This is a genomic window from Micromonospora trifolii (assembly GCF_022229005.1).
GTDB classification, from domain to species: domain Bacteria; phylum Actinomycetota; class Actinomycetes; order Mycobacteriales; family Micromonosporaceae; genus Micromonospora; species Micromonospora trifolii.
Genome location: NZ_JAKKFD010000021.1, coordinates 1 through 14,163 on the forward strand (window position 1 = coordinate 1; position 14,163 = coordinate 14,163).

The following is a 14,163-nucleotide window of genomic DNA, read 5'->3' on the forward strand; positions in this document are numbered from 1 at the left end:
CGGCGACTACCGTGCTTTACCCTCTTTGTCTACCCAACGCTCTGCCGAGCTGGTGTACGGATGGCCGGGCCGGTGCACTTCGCCGATCACCCGGGCGGTGACGGGGGGAGCGAGCAGCGCGTCCCCGGCGGCGACCACACGGACCGCGTTCACCAGGTCGGCTCGGGGAGCGTCCTTGAGCAGGAAGCCGCTGGCCCCGGCCCGCAGGGCCGCGTACAGGTAGTCATCGGTGTCGAACATGGTCAGGGCGAGAACCCGGCTCGTGGTGAGCGCGCAGACCTGCCGGGTCGCGGCGACACCGTCCAGGATGGGCATCCGCATGTCCATCAGAACGACGTCGGGACGATGGTCGCGGGCGGCCCGCACGGCTGCCGCGCCGTCAGGGGCCTCGGCGACCACCTCGATGTCCGGCTCGGCGCCGAGGATGGTGGCGAACCCGGCCCGGAACAGGTCCTGGTCATCGGCGAGCACGACACGCAGCATCAGAGCACCGCCGATGCCGACAGCGGCAGGGTGGCGGTCACCGTGAAGCCGTGACTGTCGCAGGCCGGGGCGGTGCGCAGGGTGCCGCCGCAGGCGTGGGCGCGCTCGCGCATGCCGACGATCCCGTACCCGGGCCGGCCGGTCTCGGACGCCCGGTGGCCGCGGCCGTCATCGGTGACCGACACGATCAACGAGTACGCCGTGTAGTCCAGCCGGACGCGAACCGATCGGGCTCCGGCATGCCGCACCACGTTGGTCAGGGACTCCTGCACGATCCGGTACGCGGCCACCCCGACGTCCGGGGGCGGTGCGAGCGTCGGCTCGACGGCACCTCCGGACGACGAGACGGTGAGAACGGCATCGAGGCCGGCGGCCCGGACCCGCTCGACGAGGACGGGAAGGTGGTCCAGACCCGGCTGGTCGAGTGGTTGGTCGGTAGGTTCGTGCAGGCTGCCGACCGCGCGGCGGAGCTGGACGACAGCGTCCCTGCCGGTGGCGGCGATCGTGGCGAACGTGGCATCGGCGCGATCCGGCTGGTGGCGGACCAGCAGCGGACCCGCCTCCGCCTGGACGATCATGACGCCAACCGCGTGGGTGAGGATGTCGTGCAGATCGCGGGCGATCCGCGTGCGTTCGCGCAGCACCGCCGCCGCACGTTCACCGGCGATACGACGATCGCGTTCGGCGAGAGCCGCGGCCTGGGTTCGGCGGGCCCGCGTGCTGGTGCCCAGCGCGTACGCGAAGAGGTAGGCGACCGACAGGTAACGCAGCACCTCCACGTCCGGGCGGGGATAGAGAAGCGACACCAGCAGGCCGGTGGCGGTGAGCGCGATGCCGAGCAGGCGGATCGGCAGGGAGGCCCGTGCCGCGAACGTGTAGAGACAGACGAGCGGTCCGACCGGCAGCAGTGGGGGCGCGCCAAGTGCGGCGGAGACGGTCGTGGCGACACCCACGACGAGGGCGACCGGGATCAGCGCCCGGTCCCGCCACAGCACCGGCACCGACGACGCGATCGCGAGCGGCAGCACCCACCACGCTCGTGGCCCATCGGCCAGCGCGGGCAGCACTGTCGCGGCGACGGCGGCCACGGTGACGACGAGATTGACGTACCGCTTCACGTCGGCAGTATCGTCCGGCCCGGTGCGCTGACGCCTCCCTCCACGGGACCAGATCGATCCCGGCTCGTACGGCGATCCGTTCCGGCCGCCCGCGCCGCACGCTCGAGGAATGATGACGATCCTCGCCACGCTCCTGAGTGGCCTGCTCTGGCTCGGTGGCACCGGGCTGCACCCGATCCCCGCGCTGACCTGGCTCGCCCCGCTCCCGCTGATCCTCGCCTCGACGCGGGTACGCCCGAGGACAGCACTCTTCGCCACCGCCCTCGCCTGGTCGATCGGGCAGGGCGGCGTGCTCGGCTACTACCTCGGCACCCTGCGACTACCGGTTCCCGCGGTCGCCGGTGTGATCCTGCTCGGCGTCGGTCTGGCGACCGGCACGGTCCTGCTCGCCCGGGTGCTGCTGCTGCGCGGACGAACAGTTCTCGCCGTCCTCGCCGTGCCCTCGCTCTGGGTGCTGGGGGAGTACGCCGCGTCCCGCCTGCTGCCGCACGGCGCCTGGTGGAGCCTCGCCTACACCCAGGCCGACGTCCGCCCGGTGATCCAACTGACCGCGCTCACCGGCGTCTGGGGCGTCACCTACCTGCTGCTCGCCGTCCCGATCGCGCTCGCCGCCCTGCGCGCAAGCCCACGCCCCGCGCTCACCAGCCTGCTCGTCCTCCTGCTCGGCGCCGGAGGATGGTCGGCCTGGTCGCTGAGCCGTTCCCCCGACCCGGCCGAGCCGCTGACCGTCGGCCTGGTGGCCCTGCGGCAACCCGAGGACGGGCTCCCGATCGACGAGCAGCCCGGACGTGACCTGCTCGCCCGTTACGCCGCGCGGGTCGAGGGTCTGGTCGCCCGTGGGGCACGGATCGTCGTCCTGCCGGAGAAGGTGTTCGCCGTGACGGACACGACGATGCCCGTGCTCGTGGCCGCGCTCCAGCAGGCCGAGGCTGAGGTCGTCGTCGGCGCGGTGCGGCGACGGGCCGACAGGTCGAGCAACGTCGCGCTGGTGCTCGAACCGGGTGGGACCGTCGCGACGTACGAGAAACAGCATCTCATCCCGGGCCTGGAAGACTGGCTGACGCCGGGTGACGGCGAGGTGTTCGTGGACGGGCGGTTCGGCGTCGCGATCTGCAAGGACCTCGACTATCCCGGCCTGGTCCGGCGGTATCGGGCGCAGGGCGCCTCGGTGCTGCTCGTCCCCGCCCTGGACTTCACCTCCGATGGCTGGCTGCACGGACGGATGGCACTGGTGCGGGGCGTGGAGAACGGGCTCGTCGTGGTGCGGGCCGCGGCCTTCGGCCGGCTGACGGTCACCGACCCCGGCGGCAGGATGGTGGGTGAGGCCACCGCCGGTGACGCGGAGCTGCTGCTCCCCACCCCGACGTCGGGGTGGGGCACTGTCTATTCGCGTACCGGAGATTGGTTTCCGCTGTTGTCAGTGGCCCTGTTGGTCCTGGCCGTGGGTGGGGCGCGGTGGTGGCCGGCTACCAGCGGTTCCAGTGGGCGAAGGCGTCCGCGTCGGCCCGCGGACCGGGCTTGAAGTCGGTGCCCACTGTGTACGCCACCGGGGTGAGGGCGACCTGCACGACGGTGTCGTAGGGGATGCCGAGCAACTCGGCCATCTCCCGCTCGTAGCTGAGGTGGCTGGTGGTCCAGGCGGTGCCGAGCCCGCGTTCCCGGGCGGCCAGCATGAAGCTCCAGAACGCCGGAATGACCGAACCCCAGGCCCCCGCCTGCCCGCGCACAGTGTCGAGTTCGGCGCGTGACTCAACGCGTAGACAGGGGATGAGCAGCAACGGGACCTCGTGCAGGTGGTCCGCCAGGTGCGCCAGACTGCCGGCGATCCGACCCCACTGCTCGGAGGCGAAGTTCATCCGGCTGAAGGCCGGCCCGGTGCCGCCCGACGCCGGTGGCGGCGCCATCAGGCCGAGTCGCCACAGTCGGGCGACGGCCGCCCGGGTCTCGCGGTCCTCGACGAAGATGAAGTCCCAGCGCTGCCTGTTGCGGCCACTGGGTGCCTGAAGCGCGATGCGCAGACAGTCCTCGATCACGTCGCGGGGGACCGGGCGGCCCAGGTCGAGACGTTTGCGGACGGCGCGGGTCGTGCTCAGGACCTCGTCGGCGGACAGGCCCAGGGTGCTCGGCGGGTTGTTTCCGGCCGATATGGCGTCGGTCATGCGGGGACTCCCACTCGCTCCGGCAGGTCAAGGTTGGCGACGATCGCGGAAAGGATGCCCGGAAATCGGTCGTTGATCTCGTCGGCCCGCAACTCGTGGCGACGGAAACTGCCGTTCGGCGTGACACGGAGGACGCCGGCGGCCCGCAGGACCTTCAGGTGATGCGAGAGCGTGGAGATGCTGACCTCGGACAACGCGTCGAATTGGCCGCAGACGACACCGCCGGCCTGCGCCAACTGCCGTACGACGCTGAGGCGCACCGGGTCGGCCAGGGCACCTAGCAGGGTGGCCAGGTCGACCGAGGTGAGATCGGGATGATGCAGGGCTCTCATGGAGGCCATGCTACCTTTCATTTCGTGATTTCGAAAATTATCCAAATGATGAGCGGAGCATCGTCATGCCTGTCGACACTGTGATCTTCAGCGGGGAAGGCCCGCACGCCGACCCCTGGCACCCGCTGGCCGAAACCAGTGCCACGCTGGCCCGGCTGATCGGCGACGAGGGTTCGGTAGCTGTCGTCACGGCCGTCGACCAGCTCAAGGCCGCGCTCGACGGCGCGCGCCTGCTGGTGGTGAACGCCAGCGCGGACCGCACCACCCCGATCCCGGAGGACGAGACCTTCGGCCGCGTCCTCGACGACTTCCTGGCCGGCGGCGGCAGCCTGCTCGCCATGCACAGCGCCACTATCGCGTTCCCCCAGCTGACAAGCTGGCGTTGCACGGTCGGCGCCGCCTGGGCCCATGGCCGGACCTTCCACCCGCCGATCGGGCCGAGTCTCATCCGCCGCAGCGGTGTGGAACACCCGATCAGCGCGGGGCTCGGAGACTTCGAGGTTCACGACGAGCGCTACACCGAGCTGGAGCTGGTCGACGGTGTCGACGTCGAGCCCCTCTACGTCCACGACGAGGGCGGCGACACCCACCCGCTGGTCTGGGCGCGCACCGTCGGGAGCAGCCGGATCGTCTACGACGCACTCGGCCACGACGTCCGGTCGTACGAGTCACCGGGGCATCGGGAGCTGCTGCGGCGCATAGTGGCCTGGCTGCGCCACGACAGCTGAACGCCCGGCCGGACAACCGGCCGAGCGTTCGCCTGTGCGGTGCGGATCAGTTCAGGTGTGGGTGGTCCGTCACGCCGCGGAGGCGGCCTTCGACCCCCGGTGCGACGCCACCGGGCCGGCGTTCCAGCCCCAGCGGGGGGCCGGTACCGCCGCGTCGCGCCGCCCGTCCGTGTCGACGTCGTCGCTGTCGGTTTCGTCGATGGTCAGCTCGACCGAGTCGGGTGTGCTGCGGGCCAGTCGCAGTGAGTGCTCGGCGCCGGTGCGAGCCGCGCACGGCCAGGACTGCCCGGCGCACTGGAGGTTGCGGCACTGGCCCTCGTCGTCCGGCTCGTGTGCGCTCAGCACGTCGACCGCCAACTGCCACAGCAGCGGATCGGTCACGTCGTGCGGGCGCTCGGCGGTGCGACTCGGTCGGTTGCTGGTGTCGTCGGACATGGTGGGCCCCCCTCGTCAGGCTGTACCCCACAAGGGTCACCCGTCAGCCGCCGGCTAAACCGCCGACCTGCTGTGATGTGTCTCTGATCGCAGCTCGGCCGCGGACGCCGCACGCTTATCGGTCAGTCCGGCAGAAGCGGCATCTCCACGCCCGGCTCCCGGCCGAGCAACACTGCCCGAGTGAGCGCTGCTGATCCGAACCGGTCGCGGACCGCGTCGACCGCAGCGTCCAGATCGGACCCGGCGTCCGGCTGGAACGGCAGCTCAGGCTGGACCGGGTTGTCGTCGAGGTTGCCCACGGAGACACCGATCAACGTGACACCACGGCGATCGATCTCGGGCAGCGCGGCGCGTAGCAGCGCACGCGCGGCGGCGAGCAGTGGTGTCGTGTCGGCCGTCGCCTTGCCCACCGTGTGCGAGCGGGTCGCCCGGGTGTAGTCGCCGAAGCGCAGCCGCAACACCACAGTGCGGCCGGAGCGCCCGGCCGTCCGCATCCGCCGGCTGACCCGGTCGACCAGGCCGGCGAGGATGGCGTCCAGCTCCGTCGAGGCGTGCGGGGTACGACTCAGCGCGTGCTGCGCGCCCATCGAACCGCGCCGCCGCCCCACCTGGACCGCCCGGGGGTCGCGATTGTGCGCCAGCGCGTGCAGGTGCCGGCCGGCGCCCGCACCGAGCAGCGACACCAGCGCCGCCTCACCGAGGCGGGCCACCTCCCCGACGGTACGGATACGGCGTTCGCGCAGCTTGGCGGCCGTGACCGGGCCGACGCCCCAGAGCCGTTCCACCGGCAGTGGGTGCAGGAAAGCCAGCTCGGCGTCCGGTGCGACCACCAGCAGGCCGTCCGGTTTCGCCACTCCGCTGGCCACCTTGGCCAGGAACTTCGTGCGGGCCACCCCCACCGTGATCGGCAGGTGGACCCGGTCGCTGACCTCCCGGCGCAGTCGTTCGGCGATCTCGGCCGGTGGACCGACCAGCCGCCGCAGGCCACCCACGTCGAGGAACGCCTCGTCGATGGAGAGCCCTTCGACCAGCGGTGTGGTCTGCCGGAAGATCTCGAAGACCGCGCGGCTCGCCGCCGTGTACGCCGACATCCGGGGCGGCACGACGATCGCGTCTGGGCAGAGCCTTCGCGCCTGCTGGCCGCCCATCGCGCTGCGGACGCCCCGCGCCTTCGCCTCGTAGCTGGCCGCGAGCACCACGCCGCCACCGACGATCACCGGCCGCCCCCGCAGGCGCGGGTCGTCGCGCTGCTCGACCGACGCGTAGAACGCGTCCAGGTCGGCGTGCAGGATGCTGGCCCCGGGCGACACGTACACATGTTCGCATGACGAACGGCCGGTGTGGCAGTGAGCTGGGCGAACGCCCGGTCAGTCGAGGCAGAACTCATTGCCCTCGGGGTCGGCCATGATGAGATGGCCGGCGCCCAACGGGGGAGCGGGCTCGTGCCGACTGAGCCGCTTGGCACCATGCGAGGCGAGCCGCTCGGCCTCCGCCTCCAGGGCCGCCATCCGCTCGTCACCCTCCAGTCCGGGGGCGGCGCGTACGTCGAGGTGGACGCGGTTCTTCACCTGCTTGTGCTCCGGCACCCGCTGAAAGAACAGCCGTGGTCGCGTGCCCTCGGGGTCGACCACCGCCGACGCGTCGTTGCGGTTCTCCGGCGGCACACCCATCGCCTCCAGCGCCTGGTCCCAGGACTCGAAGTCGCCGGGTGGGGCCTGCACCTGATAGCCGAGCGCCTCGGCCCAGAACGTGGCCAACCCCGCCGGGTCGGCGCAGTCGAACGTGATCTGGACGTCGCGGGTCACGGCGGATCCCTGCTTCCTGTTCTGGTCGGTCATGATCCCAGCCTCTCGCAGATAGCGGACAGGGTCGTTCCGCTATCCGTGCAACGATCGACGGGTGACCGTCGAGGCGACGACCGAGCGGGTGCTGCGCCTGCTGGCGCTGCTGCAACGACGACTGTCCTGGACGGCCGCCGAACTCGCCGCCGAGCTGGGGGTCACCGGGCGTTGCGTGCGCCGCGACGTGCAGCGTCTGCGGAGACTCGGCTACCCGGTGCAGGCGGTGTCGGGCGTCGGCGGCGGCTACCAACTCGGTGCGGGCACCCGGCTGCCGCCGTTGCTCCTCGACGACGAGGAGGCGATCGCCACTGCGGTGTCTCTGCGGCTCGCCTCCGGGGGCACCGTCGCCGGGGCGAGCGAGGCCGCGCTGCGGGCACTCGCGAAGCTCGACCAGGTGATGCCGTCGCGGCTACGCGCCGAGGTGCGGGCGGTGCACGGCTCCACCGACACCCTCATCGGCCCGGTCGCCGAGATCGACGCGGAGTTGCTGGTGACACTCGCCCGGGCCTGTCGGGACGGGGTGCGCGTTCGATTCCACTATCCCGGTCGGGAGGCTGCCGAGCAGGAACGGACTGTCGAGCCGGTCCGGATGGTCACGACCGGCCGCCGCTGGTATCTGATGGCCTGGGACGTCGACCGCGACGACTGGCGGACGTTCCGGCTGGACCGGATGCGGGCGGCGGTGGCGACGACCTGGCGTTTCCCGGCGCGCGAGCACCCGGACCCGGTCGCCTTCGTGCAGCGGGCGGTGACCGGTGCGCCGTACCGGTACCTCGCCCGGGTGCGGGTGCACGCCCAACCGGAGCGGTTGCGGGAGGTGGTCCCGCCCCAGGTGGGGCGGGTCGAGGACGACCGCGACGGGTGGTCGGTGCTAATCGTCGGCGGCGACAACCTGGACTGGCTCGCCGCTCACCTCGCCCGCCTGGATCACGAGATGGAGGTGCTGGAGCCTCCGGAGCTGCGCGAGGCCGCAGGCCGGCTCGCCCGTCGCCTGGCGGTGCTGGCCGGTACGACGTCGGAGCCGGGCGCGCGGTGCCGCAGCGCGTAGTGGCGCAGCGACACCGGGCCGCCGTCGGGTGCCGTCCAGGAAGCCGTGCTGGTGCCAACCAACCGCCATCCTGCGCGCTCGTACAGGGCAGCGGCCGCGGTGCCACCGCCGGCCAACTCCAGCACCAGATCCGTGGCGCGTTTGCCCGCCCACAGACGGGCCCGGTCCAGCAGCGCGCTGCCCAGCGCCAACCCACGCGCTTTCGGCACCACGAAGAGGCGAGCCACCTCGGCCGTCGGTCGGCCGGGCGGCCCGTCCACCTGATCGGGGATCCGATGCACCGCGACGTGTCCGACAATGGCCGCCTCGGCGTCGACGGCGACCCAGGCTCGCGCCGGGTGCGGCTCGCGCAGCCAGCGGTGCGGATCCGCGGGCCAGTTCAGCGGGTACCCGTCGACCTGGTGAACCTCGGCGAGCGCCGCGACGCAGCCGTCCAGGTCGGTGGCGCGCCGCCGACGGAGAGCGGGTCGGTTCACAGGTCGTCGAACGGGCCGGCGTAGCGGAACTCGCCCCGGATCGACTCGCGCCACGCGTGCGACGGCCTCGCCATGAAGTACTGCGGCCCCCACGCCTGCGGCGGGGTGACGCCCAGCTCGACGGCCGGCCGGAAACCGAAGCGCGGGTAGTAGTCGGGGTGCCCGAGCAGCACCACCAGCGGTTCGTCCCGCGCGTCGGTGGCGCCGAGCACCGCGTGCATCAACGCGCTGCCGACACCGCGCCGCTGCCAGGTGGGCAACACGCCCAGCGGCCCCAGGCCCAACGCCACCGGCGCACCGCCCACCCGGCCGCGGGTGGCCACCACGTGACCGACCACCTGGCCGTCCGAGTCGGCCGCCACCAGGGAGTACGCGGGCAGCCAGCCCTCGTCGGCGCGCAGCGCGTCGACGAGGGTCGCCTCGACCGGTACGCCGTCACCGCCGTCGGCCTTCGCGAAGGCTGCGGAGTGCACCGCCCGAATGGCGTCGACGTCGGCCGGTGTCTCGCGTCTGATCAGCACCGCGCCACCATAGACGCGGCGTGTCGCCAGCTCCACGCGTTTATCGCGGCGCTTCGCGGACATGGCGGGAAAACGCTTGATGTCTGTGAGTCATCAACATGCCGCACAGTCATCAAGTCGGTCCGCGATCGGGGCTTTGCGACCCGAGCGACAGTGGTCCAGCAGCGGGAGGCAGGCTGCCCCCCGGGCCTGGGACCCCTGTCCGGGCTGCTGGGCGGGCGCGATCTCAGCCGACGGCGGTGGCGGAGGGTGGGGCGCTGCCGCCCCGGGGTGCCTCCGGGATCATCAGCCGGATGATCTCCGCCTGGTCGGCGGGCGAGGGCAGTCCCCATTCCGGCCGGTAGTCGTACACCTGGTGCAGTGGGGTGGAGCCGGTGCGGCCGTCCAGGATCTCCACGGCGTCGGTGCCGATCAGGCCGGGGTGTTCGACGCCGCAGGCCTCGGCGACCTTGGTCAGGTCCCGGCGCAGGGTCCGCAGGTAGTTGGCCGCCCGGACCGACTTCAACGTCGGGTCCAGGCCCCGGGCGAGCCACGCGTTCTGGGTGGCGACGCCGGTGGGGCAGGTGTCGGTGTGGCACTTCTGCGCCTGAATGCAGCCGATCGCCAGCATCGCCTCCCGACCGACGTTGACCAGGTCGCAGCCGAGCGCGAACGCCACGATGGCGTTGTCCGGCAGGCCGAGCTTGCCGCCGCCGACGAAGACCACCTGCTCGTGCAGGTCGTGCTCGGCGAAGATCTTGTACACCCGGGAGAAGCCCTGCTGGAACGGGAGCGACACGGAGTCGGTGAAGATCAGCGGCGCGGCGCCGGTGCCGCCCTCGCCGCCGTCGATCGTCACGAAGTCCACACCCCGGCCGGTGTCCCGCATCAGGGTGGCCAGCTCCTGCCAGAAGCCCAGGTCACCGACTGCCGATTTGATGCCGACCGGCAGACCCGTCTCGGCGGCCAGCAACTCCACCCAGTCGAGCAGGCTGTCGCAGTCGGAGAACTCGGCGTGCCGCGACGGGCTGACGCAGTCCTGACCGGCCGGGATGCCCCGGGTAGCGGCGATCTCGGCGGACACCTTCGCCCCGGGCAGCAGCCCACCGAGGCTCGGCTTGGCGCCCTGGCTCAGCTTGATCTCCAGCGCGCGCACCGGTGCGCCGGCGACCAGGTCCTTCAGCCGGTCGAGGCTGAACCGACCGTGCTCGTCGCGGCAGCCGAAGTACGCGGTGCCGAGCTGGAAGACCAGCTCACCGCCGTTGCGGTGGTACGGCGACAAGCCACCCTCACCGGTGTTCTGCAGGCAGCCGGCGAGCGCCGCCCCCTTGTTGAGCGCGGTGATGGCGTTGCCGGAGAGCGAGCCGAAGCTCATCCCGGAGATGTTGACGACCGACTCCGGTCGGAACGCCCGGGCGCGTCCCCGTGCCGCGCCGAGCACCTTCGCGCAGGGCAACCGCACGTCGTGCCCGGCGGTCGGTGACGATGGCGGCACGGCACGGCCGAACGTGCGGTGTTTGATGATCGGGTACCCGGGGGTGTACTCGATGTCGTTGTCAGTGCCGAAACCGAAGTAGTTGTTCTCCTGCTTGGCCGACGCGTACACCCAGCGGCGCTGGTCGCGGGTGAACGGTCGCTCCTCGTTGTTGCCGGCCACGATGTACTGCCGAAGCTCCGGCCCGATCGTCTCCAACAGGTAGCGGGCGCGGCCGAGGACCGGGAAGTTGCGCAGCAGCGCGTGGTCGCGCTGGATCAGGTCCCGCGCGGCGAGGGCCGCGACGGCGGCGGCGACAGCGGGTACGGCTCGACGGGCCCAGGTCATGCCCGGGGTTCTTTCCGCCGGGGCGGCGGATCAAACCGGTGAGCCGGCTGGTGGCGGTGCGGGTGCGCCCCGCACCGCCACCACGGGCTCAGCGGTGCCGGAACGACTCGCGGACCGATCCGCCGACGACAGTGCACCAGGTGCTCGTGCTGAGCTTGCCGTTGCGAGGCAGCCCGTGCAGCGCCTGAAGGTCCTGCACCGCCTTCCGGGTGGCGTGGTCGTACGCCCCGGTGACGGTGACCGCGTACCCCTTGGTGGCGAGGATTTCCTGCACGGCCGTGACCGGCGCTCCGGCGGCGTGCTGGTCCAGCTCCGGCGCGAGGGTCTCCCAGGTCGGCGTGGTGAGTGTGGCGTCCACGTCCACAGCGATGCCGTTGCGGGCCTGCCAGTCCTGCACCGCCGCGACGGTCGCGGCATCGAACGTGCCGCTGACGGTCACCGGGTAGCCGCGGTAGGCGAGCAGGTGCTGCACCACCCGGACCGAGGGAGAGTTGACGAAACGCCACAGGTCCGGCCAGCGGCGTGCCGGCACGTCACCGAGCTTGGTGCCCAGGGCGGCGTGCACCCGCCGCCGCAGCTCGGGGAACTGCCGGTAGAAGGCCGCGCCCGGGCACTCGGTGGTGCGGAAGTCCCAGTGGCCGAAGATGTCGTGCGCGTGCAGCCCGTACTGGCGGCAGATCGCCACGCAGAGCTTGACCAGCGAGTCGGTCAGCGCCTCGGGGGGCGTCTCGGTGACGTAGGTGCCCTCGTTCTCGATGCCGATGGCTCGGCCGTTCTCGCCCGGGCAGTGCGCCGAGATCATCTGCCGGTCTCCGGCTTCGAGGCGCTCCAGGCTGCCCCGGCGGCCCTCCAGCACGTACCCGCCCCGGCTCACCGTGAAGTGCTGGCCGGTGTCCGACCAGCCGTTGCCGTCCATGTGCAGGTCCTGGCAGTCGTGGGCCAGCTTGACCGCCTGCTCGCGGGAGTAGTCGGTGACGTTCGGGAACGCCATGTGGTGCACGATGATCTTGTTGGTGGCGATGGCGCTCACCGACAGCGGGTCCTTCGGCGGGCGGGCGGCCCACTCGTCACAGCTGATGATCCAGTCCAGGTCGGTGCCCGGCGCGGCCTGCGCCGCGTTCGGGAAGGCGAGTTCGCTCCCGACGACGGCGACCGTGGCGGCGCCGAGACCGGCCCGCAGCAGCGTCCGGCGATCCACTTCGGAATGGTCGACGTGCATTGCATCTCCTCCTGCGGCCGACGGCGGGGGGATGAAAAGTAGCTCCAGTGGCCGCACGTACTCCGGAGAATATTGCCAAGACTCGCCCGCGCGCTAGAGGGCGCCCAACCCCAACAGGCAGCCGGAAAACCGGTCGGCCATGAGATCAACCTTCGGCTAACCTGGCCGCTGACTCGGGGGTGGAAGATGAAACTTGGTGAGGCGCTGACCGAACGCGCCGAGGCGGCACGACGGGTCGAGCAGCTGCGGACCCGGATCAACGGCAGCGCCCGGTACCAGGAGGGCGAGCTGCCTCCGGAGGACGCCACTGTGCTCATGGCCGAGCTGGACCAGGTCCTCGACAACCTGGAGACGCTGATCCGGCGCATCAACCGGACCAACGCCACGGTGCCGGTCGACGACCTCGGCACGCTCACCGACGCGTTGGCCCGGCGGGACGTCCTGCGACTGCGGCACGCGGCCATCACGGCAGCCGCCGACGCCGCCGCCGGTAGCGGCCGTGGTCACCTGGCCCGGCAGCTCCGCTCCGAGCTGAAGATGCTCGCGGCGTTGCCGGTCGCCGAGCTCAGGGAACGCGCCGACGGGCTCGCCGGGCAGCTCCGCGAGCTCGAGGTGCGGATTCAGCGCACCAACTGGGAGGCTGACCTGCTGGACTGACCTATGCCAGTAGCGATGTGGAGCAGGTAGCCGTCGTGGAGGCGTGTACACACAGGTCCGGGCTGCAACCCCGGCACCTTTCTTGGCGCGCGGTGGGCAGCGCGGGGTTCGATTCCCCAAGCACAATGCAGCCCAGCACCGAGGACAGGTAACACCGCAACACGCACACCTCATCACCACGTACAGATCCTCGACGGCGAGGGCGGGTTCGGGGCACTCCACATCCGCGCGGCCGCGTGCTGTTCGCTCACCAGCACTCGGTCGTGAGGGCGACCCCGCCTGGTCGGCGTTTCCGCGCGTCGGGTCGGGGGTAGGTCCGGGGCTGACCGTTCCGGCTGCCCCACTTAAGGAATGACCAGATGAGTGACAACGTCAGCGACGCGGTGGGCGACGCTCTCCGCTCGGTGATGCTCTTCCTGCCCAAGGCCGTCGCCTTCCTGGCGATCCTGGTGGCCGGATGGCTGATCGCCAAGGCCGTACTGAAGATCGTGGAGAAGGTCCTCGAACGGGTGGGCTTCGACCGCGCCGTCGAGCGCGGCGGCATCCGCCGCGCGTTGAGCCGCTCCCGGTACGACGCCAGCGACATCGTCGCGAAACTCGTCTACTACGCGGTGCTGCTGTTCACCCTTCAGCTCGCCTTCGGCATCTGGGGGCCGAACCCGATCTCCGACCTGCTCGGCGCGGTGATCGCGTGGCTGCCCCGCGCCTTCGTCGCGATCGTCATCGTCGTGGTCGCCGCAGCCATCGCCAACGCGGTCAAGGACATCATCAGCGGCGCGCTCGGTGGCCTGTCGTACGGCCGGGTGCTGGCCACCATCGCCTCGGTGTTCATCCTCGGTCTCGGTGTCATCGCGGCCCTGAACCAGATCGGCGTTGCCACAGCGGTCACCACTCCGGTGCTGATCGCCGTGCTGGCCACCATCGGTGGCATCCTCGTCGTCGGTGTCGGCGGTGGCCTGATCCGTCCGATGCAGAGCCGTTGGGAGTCGTGGCTGACCCGCGCCGAGCGGGAGTCGCAGCTGATCGCCGAGCACGCCCAGGCGTACCGGGCCGGCCGCCGCGACGCCGAGGCGGAGCTGGCGCGCGCGTCGACCACCACCAGCGACCCGGAGGCCACCCAGGTGGTGACCCGACCGGCCGACGCCGACGCCACCCAGGTGGTGACCCGACCGGCCGACGCCGACGCCACCCAGGTGGTGACCCGACCGGCCGACGCCGACGCCACCCAGGTGGTGACCCGACCGGCCGACACGGACGCCACCCAGGTCGTTCGCTTCCCGGTCAGCTCCGACCCCACCCAGGTGGTCGGCGGCTCGGCCGGTTCGGATGTCACGCAGGCGGTGGG

13 protein-coding genes and 3 pseudogenes are annotated in these 14,163 nt (G+C 71.6%); 5 read left to right on the forward strand and 11 right to left on the reverse strand.

All coding sequences use genetic code 11. From position 1 onward, the window contains the following. Nucleotides 1–57: 57 nt before the first annotated feature. Both NIE79_RS13805 and NIE79_RS13810 read right to left on the reverse strand, forming a co-directional pair. Nucleotides 58–483, reverse strand: a pseudogene (locus NIE79_RS13805) (response regulator); the annotation flags it as partial. Further along, entirely contained in the window at nt 483–1,601 is a 1,119-nt protein-coding gene (locus NIE79_RS13810) for a sensor histidine kinase (RefSeq protein ID WP_238678940.1), read from the reverse strand. The pseudogene NIE79_RS13805 and the gene NIE79_RS13810, both read right to left, overlap by 1 nt. 109 nt (nt 1,602–1,710) lie before the next feature. Between NIE79_RS13810 and NIE79_RS13815 the strand changes: the two genes are divergently transcribed. Next, entirely contained in the window at nt 1,711–3,123 is a 1,413-nt protein-coding gene (locus NIE79_RS13815; protein WP_238678941.1) for a nitrilase-related carbon-nitrogen hydrolase, read from the forward strand. Here NIE79_RS13815 and NIE79_RS13820 read toward each other — a convergent pair. Both NIE79_RS13820 and NIE79_RS13825 read right to left on the reverse strand, forming a co-directional pair. Beyond that, nucleotides 3,068–3,760 (reverse strand): nitroreductase family protein, encoded by a 693-nt coding sequence (locus tag NIE79_RS13820; RefSeq protein WP_238678942.1) that lies wholly within the window; start codon nt 3,758–3,760, stop codon nt 3,068–3,070. The genes NIE79_RS13815 and NIE79_RS13820 overlap by 56 nt on opposite strands. Beyond that, nucleotides 3,757–4,092, reverse strand: coding sequence for an ArsR/SmtB family transcription factor (locus NIE79_RS13825; RefSeq protein ID WP_238678943.1), 336 nt, complete (start codon nt 4,090–4,092; stop codon nt 3,757–3,759). Before NIE79_RS13825 ends, NIE79_RS13820 begins: the two co-directional genes overlap by 4 nt. 65 nt (nt 4,093–4,157) lie before the next feature. Between NIE79_RS13825 and NIE79_RS13830 the strand changes: the two genes are divergently transcribed. Then, nucleotides 4,158–4,820, forward strand: coding sequence for a ThuA domain-containing protein (locus NIE79_RS13830; RefSeq protein ID WP_238678944.1), 663 nt, complete (start codon nt 4,158–4,160; stop codon nt 4,818–4,820). 69 nt (nt 4,821–4,889) lie between these two features. On the opposite strand, the gene NIE79_RS13835 is transcribed toward NIE79_RS13830, so the two are convergent. The 3 genes from NIE79_RS13835 to NIE79_RS13845 all read right to left on the reverse strand — a co-directional run bounded on the left by NIE79_RS13835 (nt 4,890) and on the right by NIE79_RS13845 (nt 7,093). After that, complete coding sequence (locus NIE79_RS13835; protein ID WP_238678945.1) at nt 4,890–5,255, reverse strand: hypothetical protein; 366 nt, start codon at nt 5,253–5,255, stop codon at nt 4,890–4,892. A 122-nt stretch (nt 5,256–5,377) separates the two neighbouring features. Further along, on the reverse strand, nt 5,378–6,565 hold the full coding sequence (gene dinB, locus NIE79_RS13840; RefSeq protein WP_238678946.1) for a DNA polymerase IV: 1,188 nt from the start codon (nt 6,563–6,565) through the stop codon (nt 5,378–5,380). Nucleotides 6,566–6,622: 57 nt separating this feature from the next. Next, nucleotides 6,623–7,093, reverse strand: coding sequence for a VOC family protein (locus NIE79_RS13845; protein ID WP_238678947.1), 471 nt, complete (start codon nt 7,091–7,093; stop codon nt 6,623–6,625). 61 nt (nt 7,094–7,154) lie between these two features. Here NIE79_RS13845 and NIE79_RS13850 point away from each other — a divergent pair, with 61 nt between their 5' ends. Beyond that, on the forward strand, nt 7,155–8,144 hold the full coding sequence (locus NIE79_RS13850) for a helix-turn-helix transcriptional regulator (RefSeq protein WP_238678948.1): 990 nt from the start codon (nt 7,155–7,157) through the stop codon (nt 8,142–8,144). A 74-nt stretch (nt 8,145–8,218) separates the two neighbouring features. On the opposite strand, the pseudogene NIE79_RS34015 reads toward NIE79_RS13850, so the two are convergent. From NIE79_RS34015 to NIE79_RS13870, 4 genes and pseudogenes are all read right to left on the reverse strand, one after another. After that, nucleotides 8,219–8,713: pseudogene (locus NIE79_RS34015) on the reverse strand (GNAT family N-acetyltransferase); the annotation flags it as partial. After that, entirely contained in the window at nt 8,617–9,141 is a 525-nt protein-coding gene (locus NIE79_RS13860) for a GNAT family N-acetyltransferase (protein WP_238678949.1), read from the reverse strand. The pseudogene NIE79_RS34015 and the gene NIE79_RS13860, both read right to left, overlap by 97 nt. A gap of 226 nt (nt 9,142–9,367) precedes the next feature. Beyond that, nucleotides 9,368–10,942: an FMN-binding glutamate synthase family protein gene (locus NIE79_RS13865; protein WP_238678950.1), complete on the reverse strand. Its 1,575-nt coding sequence runs from the start codon at nt 10,940–10,942 to the stop codon at nt 9,368–9,370. Between the two features lie 88 nt (nt 10,943–11,030). Then, complete coding sequence (locus NIE79_RS13870; protein ID WP_238678951.1) at nt 11,031–12,140, reverse strand: peptidoglycan recognition protein family protein; 1,110 nt, start codon at nt 12,138–12,140, stop codon at nt 11,031–11,033. Between the two features lie 207 nt (nt 12,141–12,347). Here NIE79_RS13870 and NIE79_RS13875 point away from each other — a divergent pair, with 207 nt between their 5' ends. Beyond that, nucleotides 12,348–12,818: a DIP1984 family protein gene (locus NIE79_RS13875; protein WP_238678952.1), complete on the forward strand. Its 471-nt coding sequence runs from the start codon at nt 12,348–12,350 to the stop codon at nt 12,816–12,818. A gap of 359 nt (nt 12,819–13,177) precedes the next feature. Then, nucleotides 13,178–13,957, forward strand: a pseudogene (locus tag NIE79_RS13880) (mechanosensitive ion channel family protein); the annotation flags it as partial. Nucleotides 13,958–14,163 lie beyond the last annotated feature (206 nt).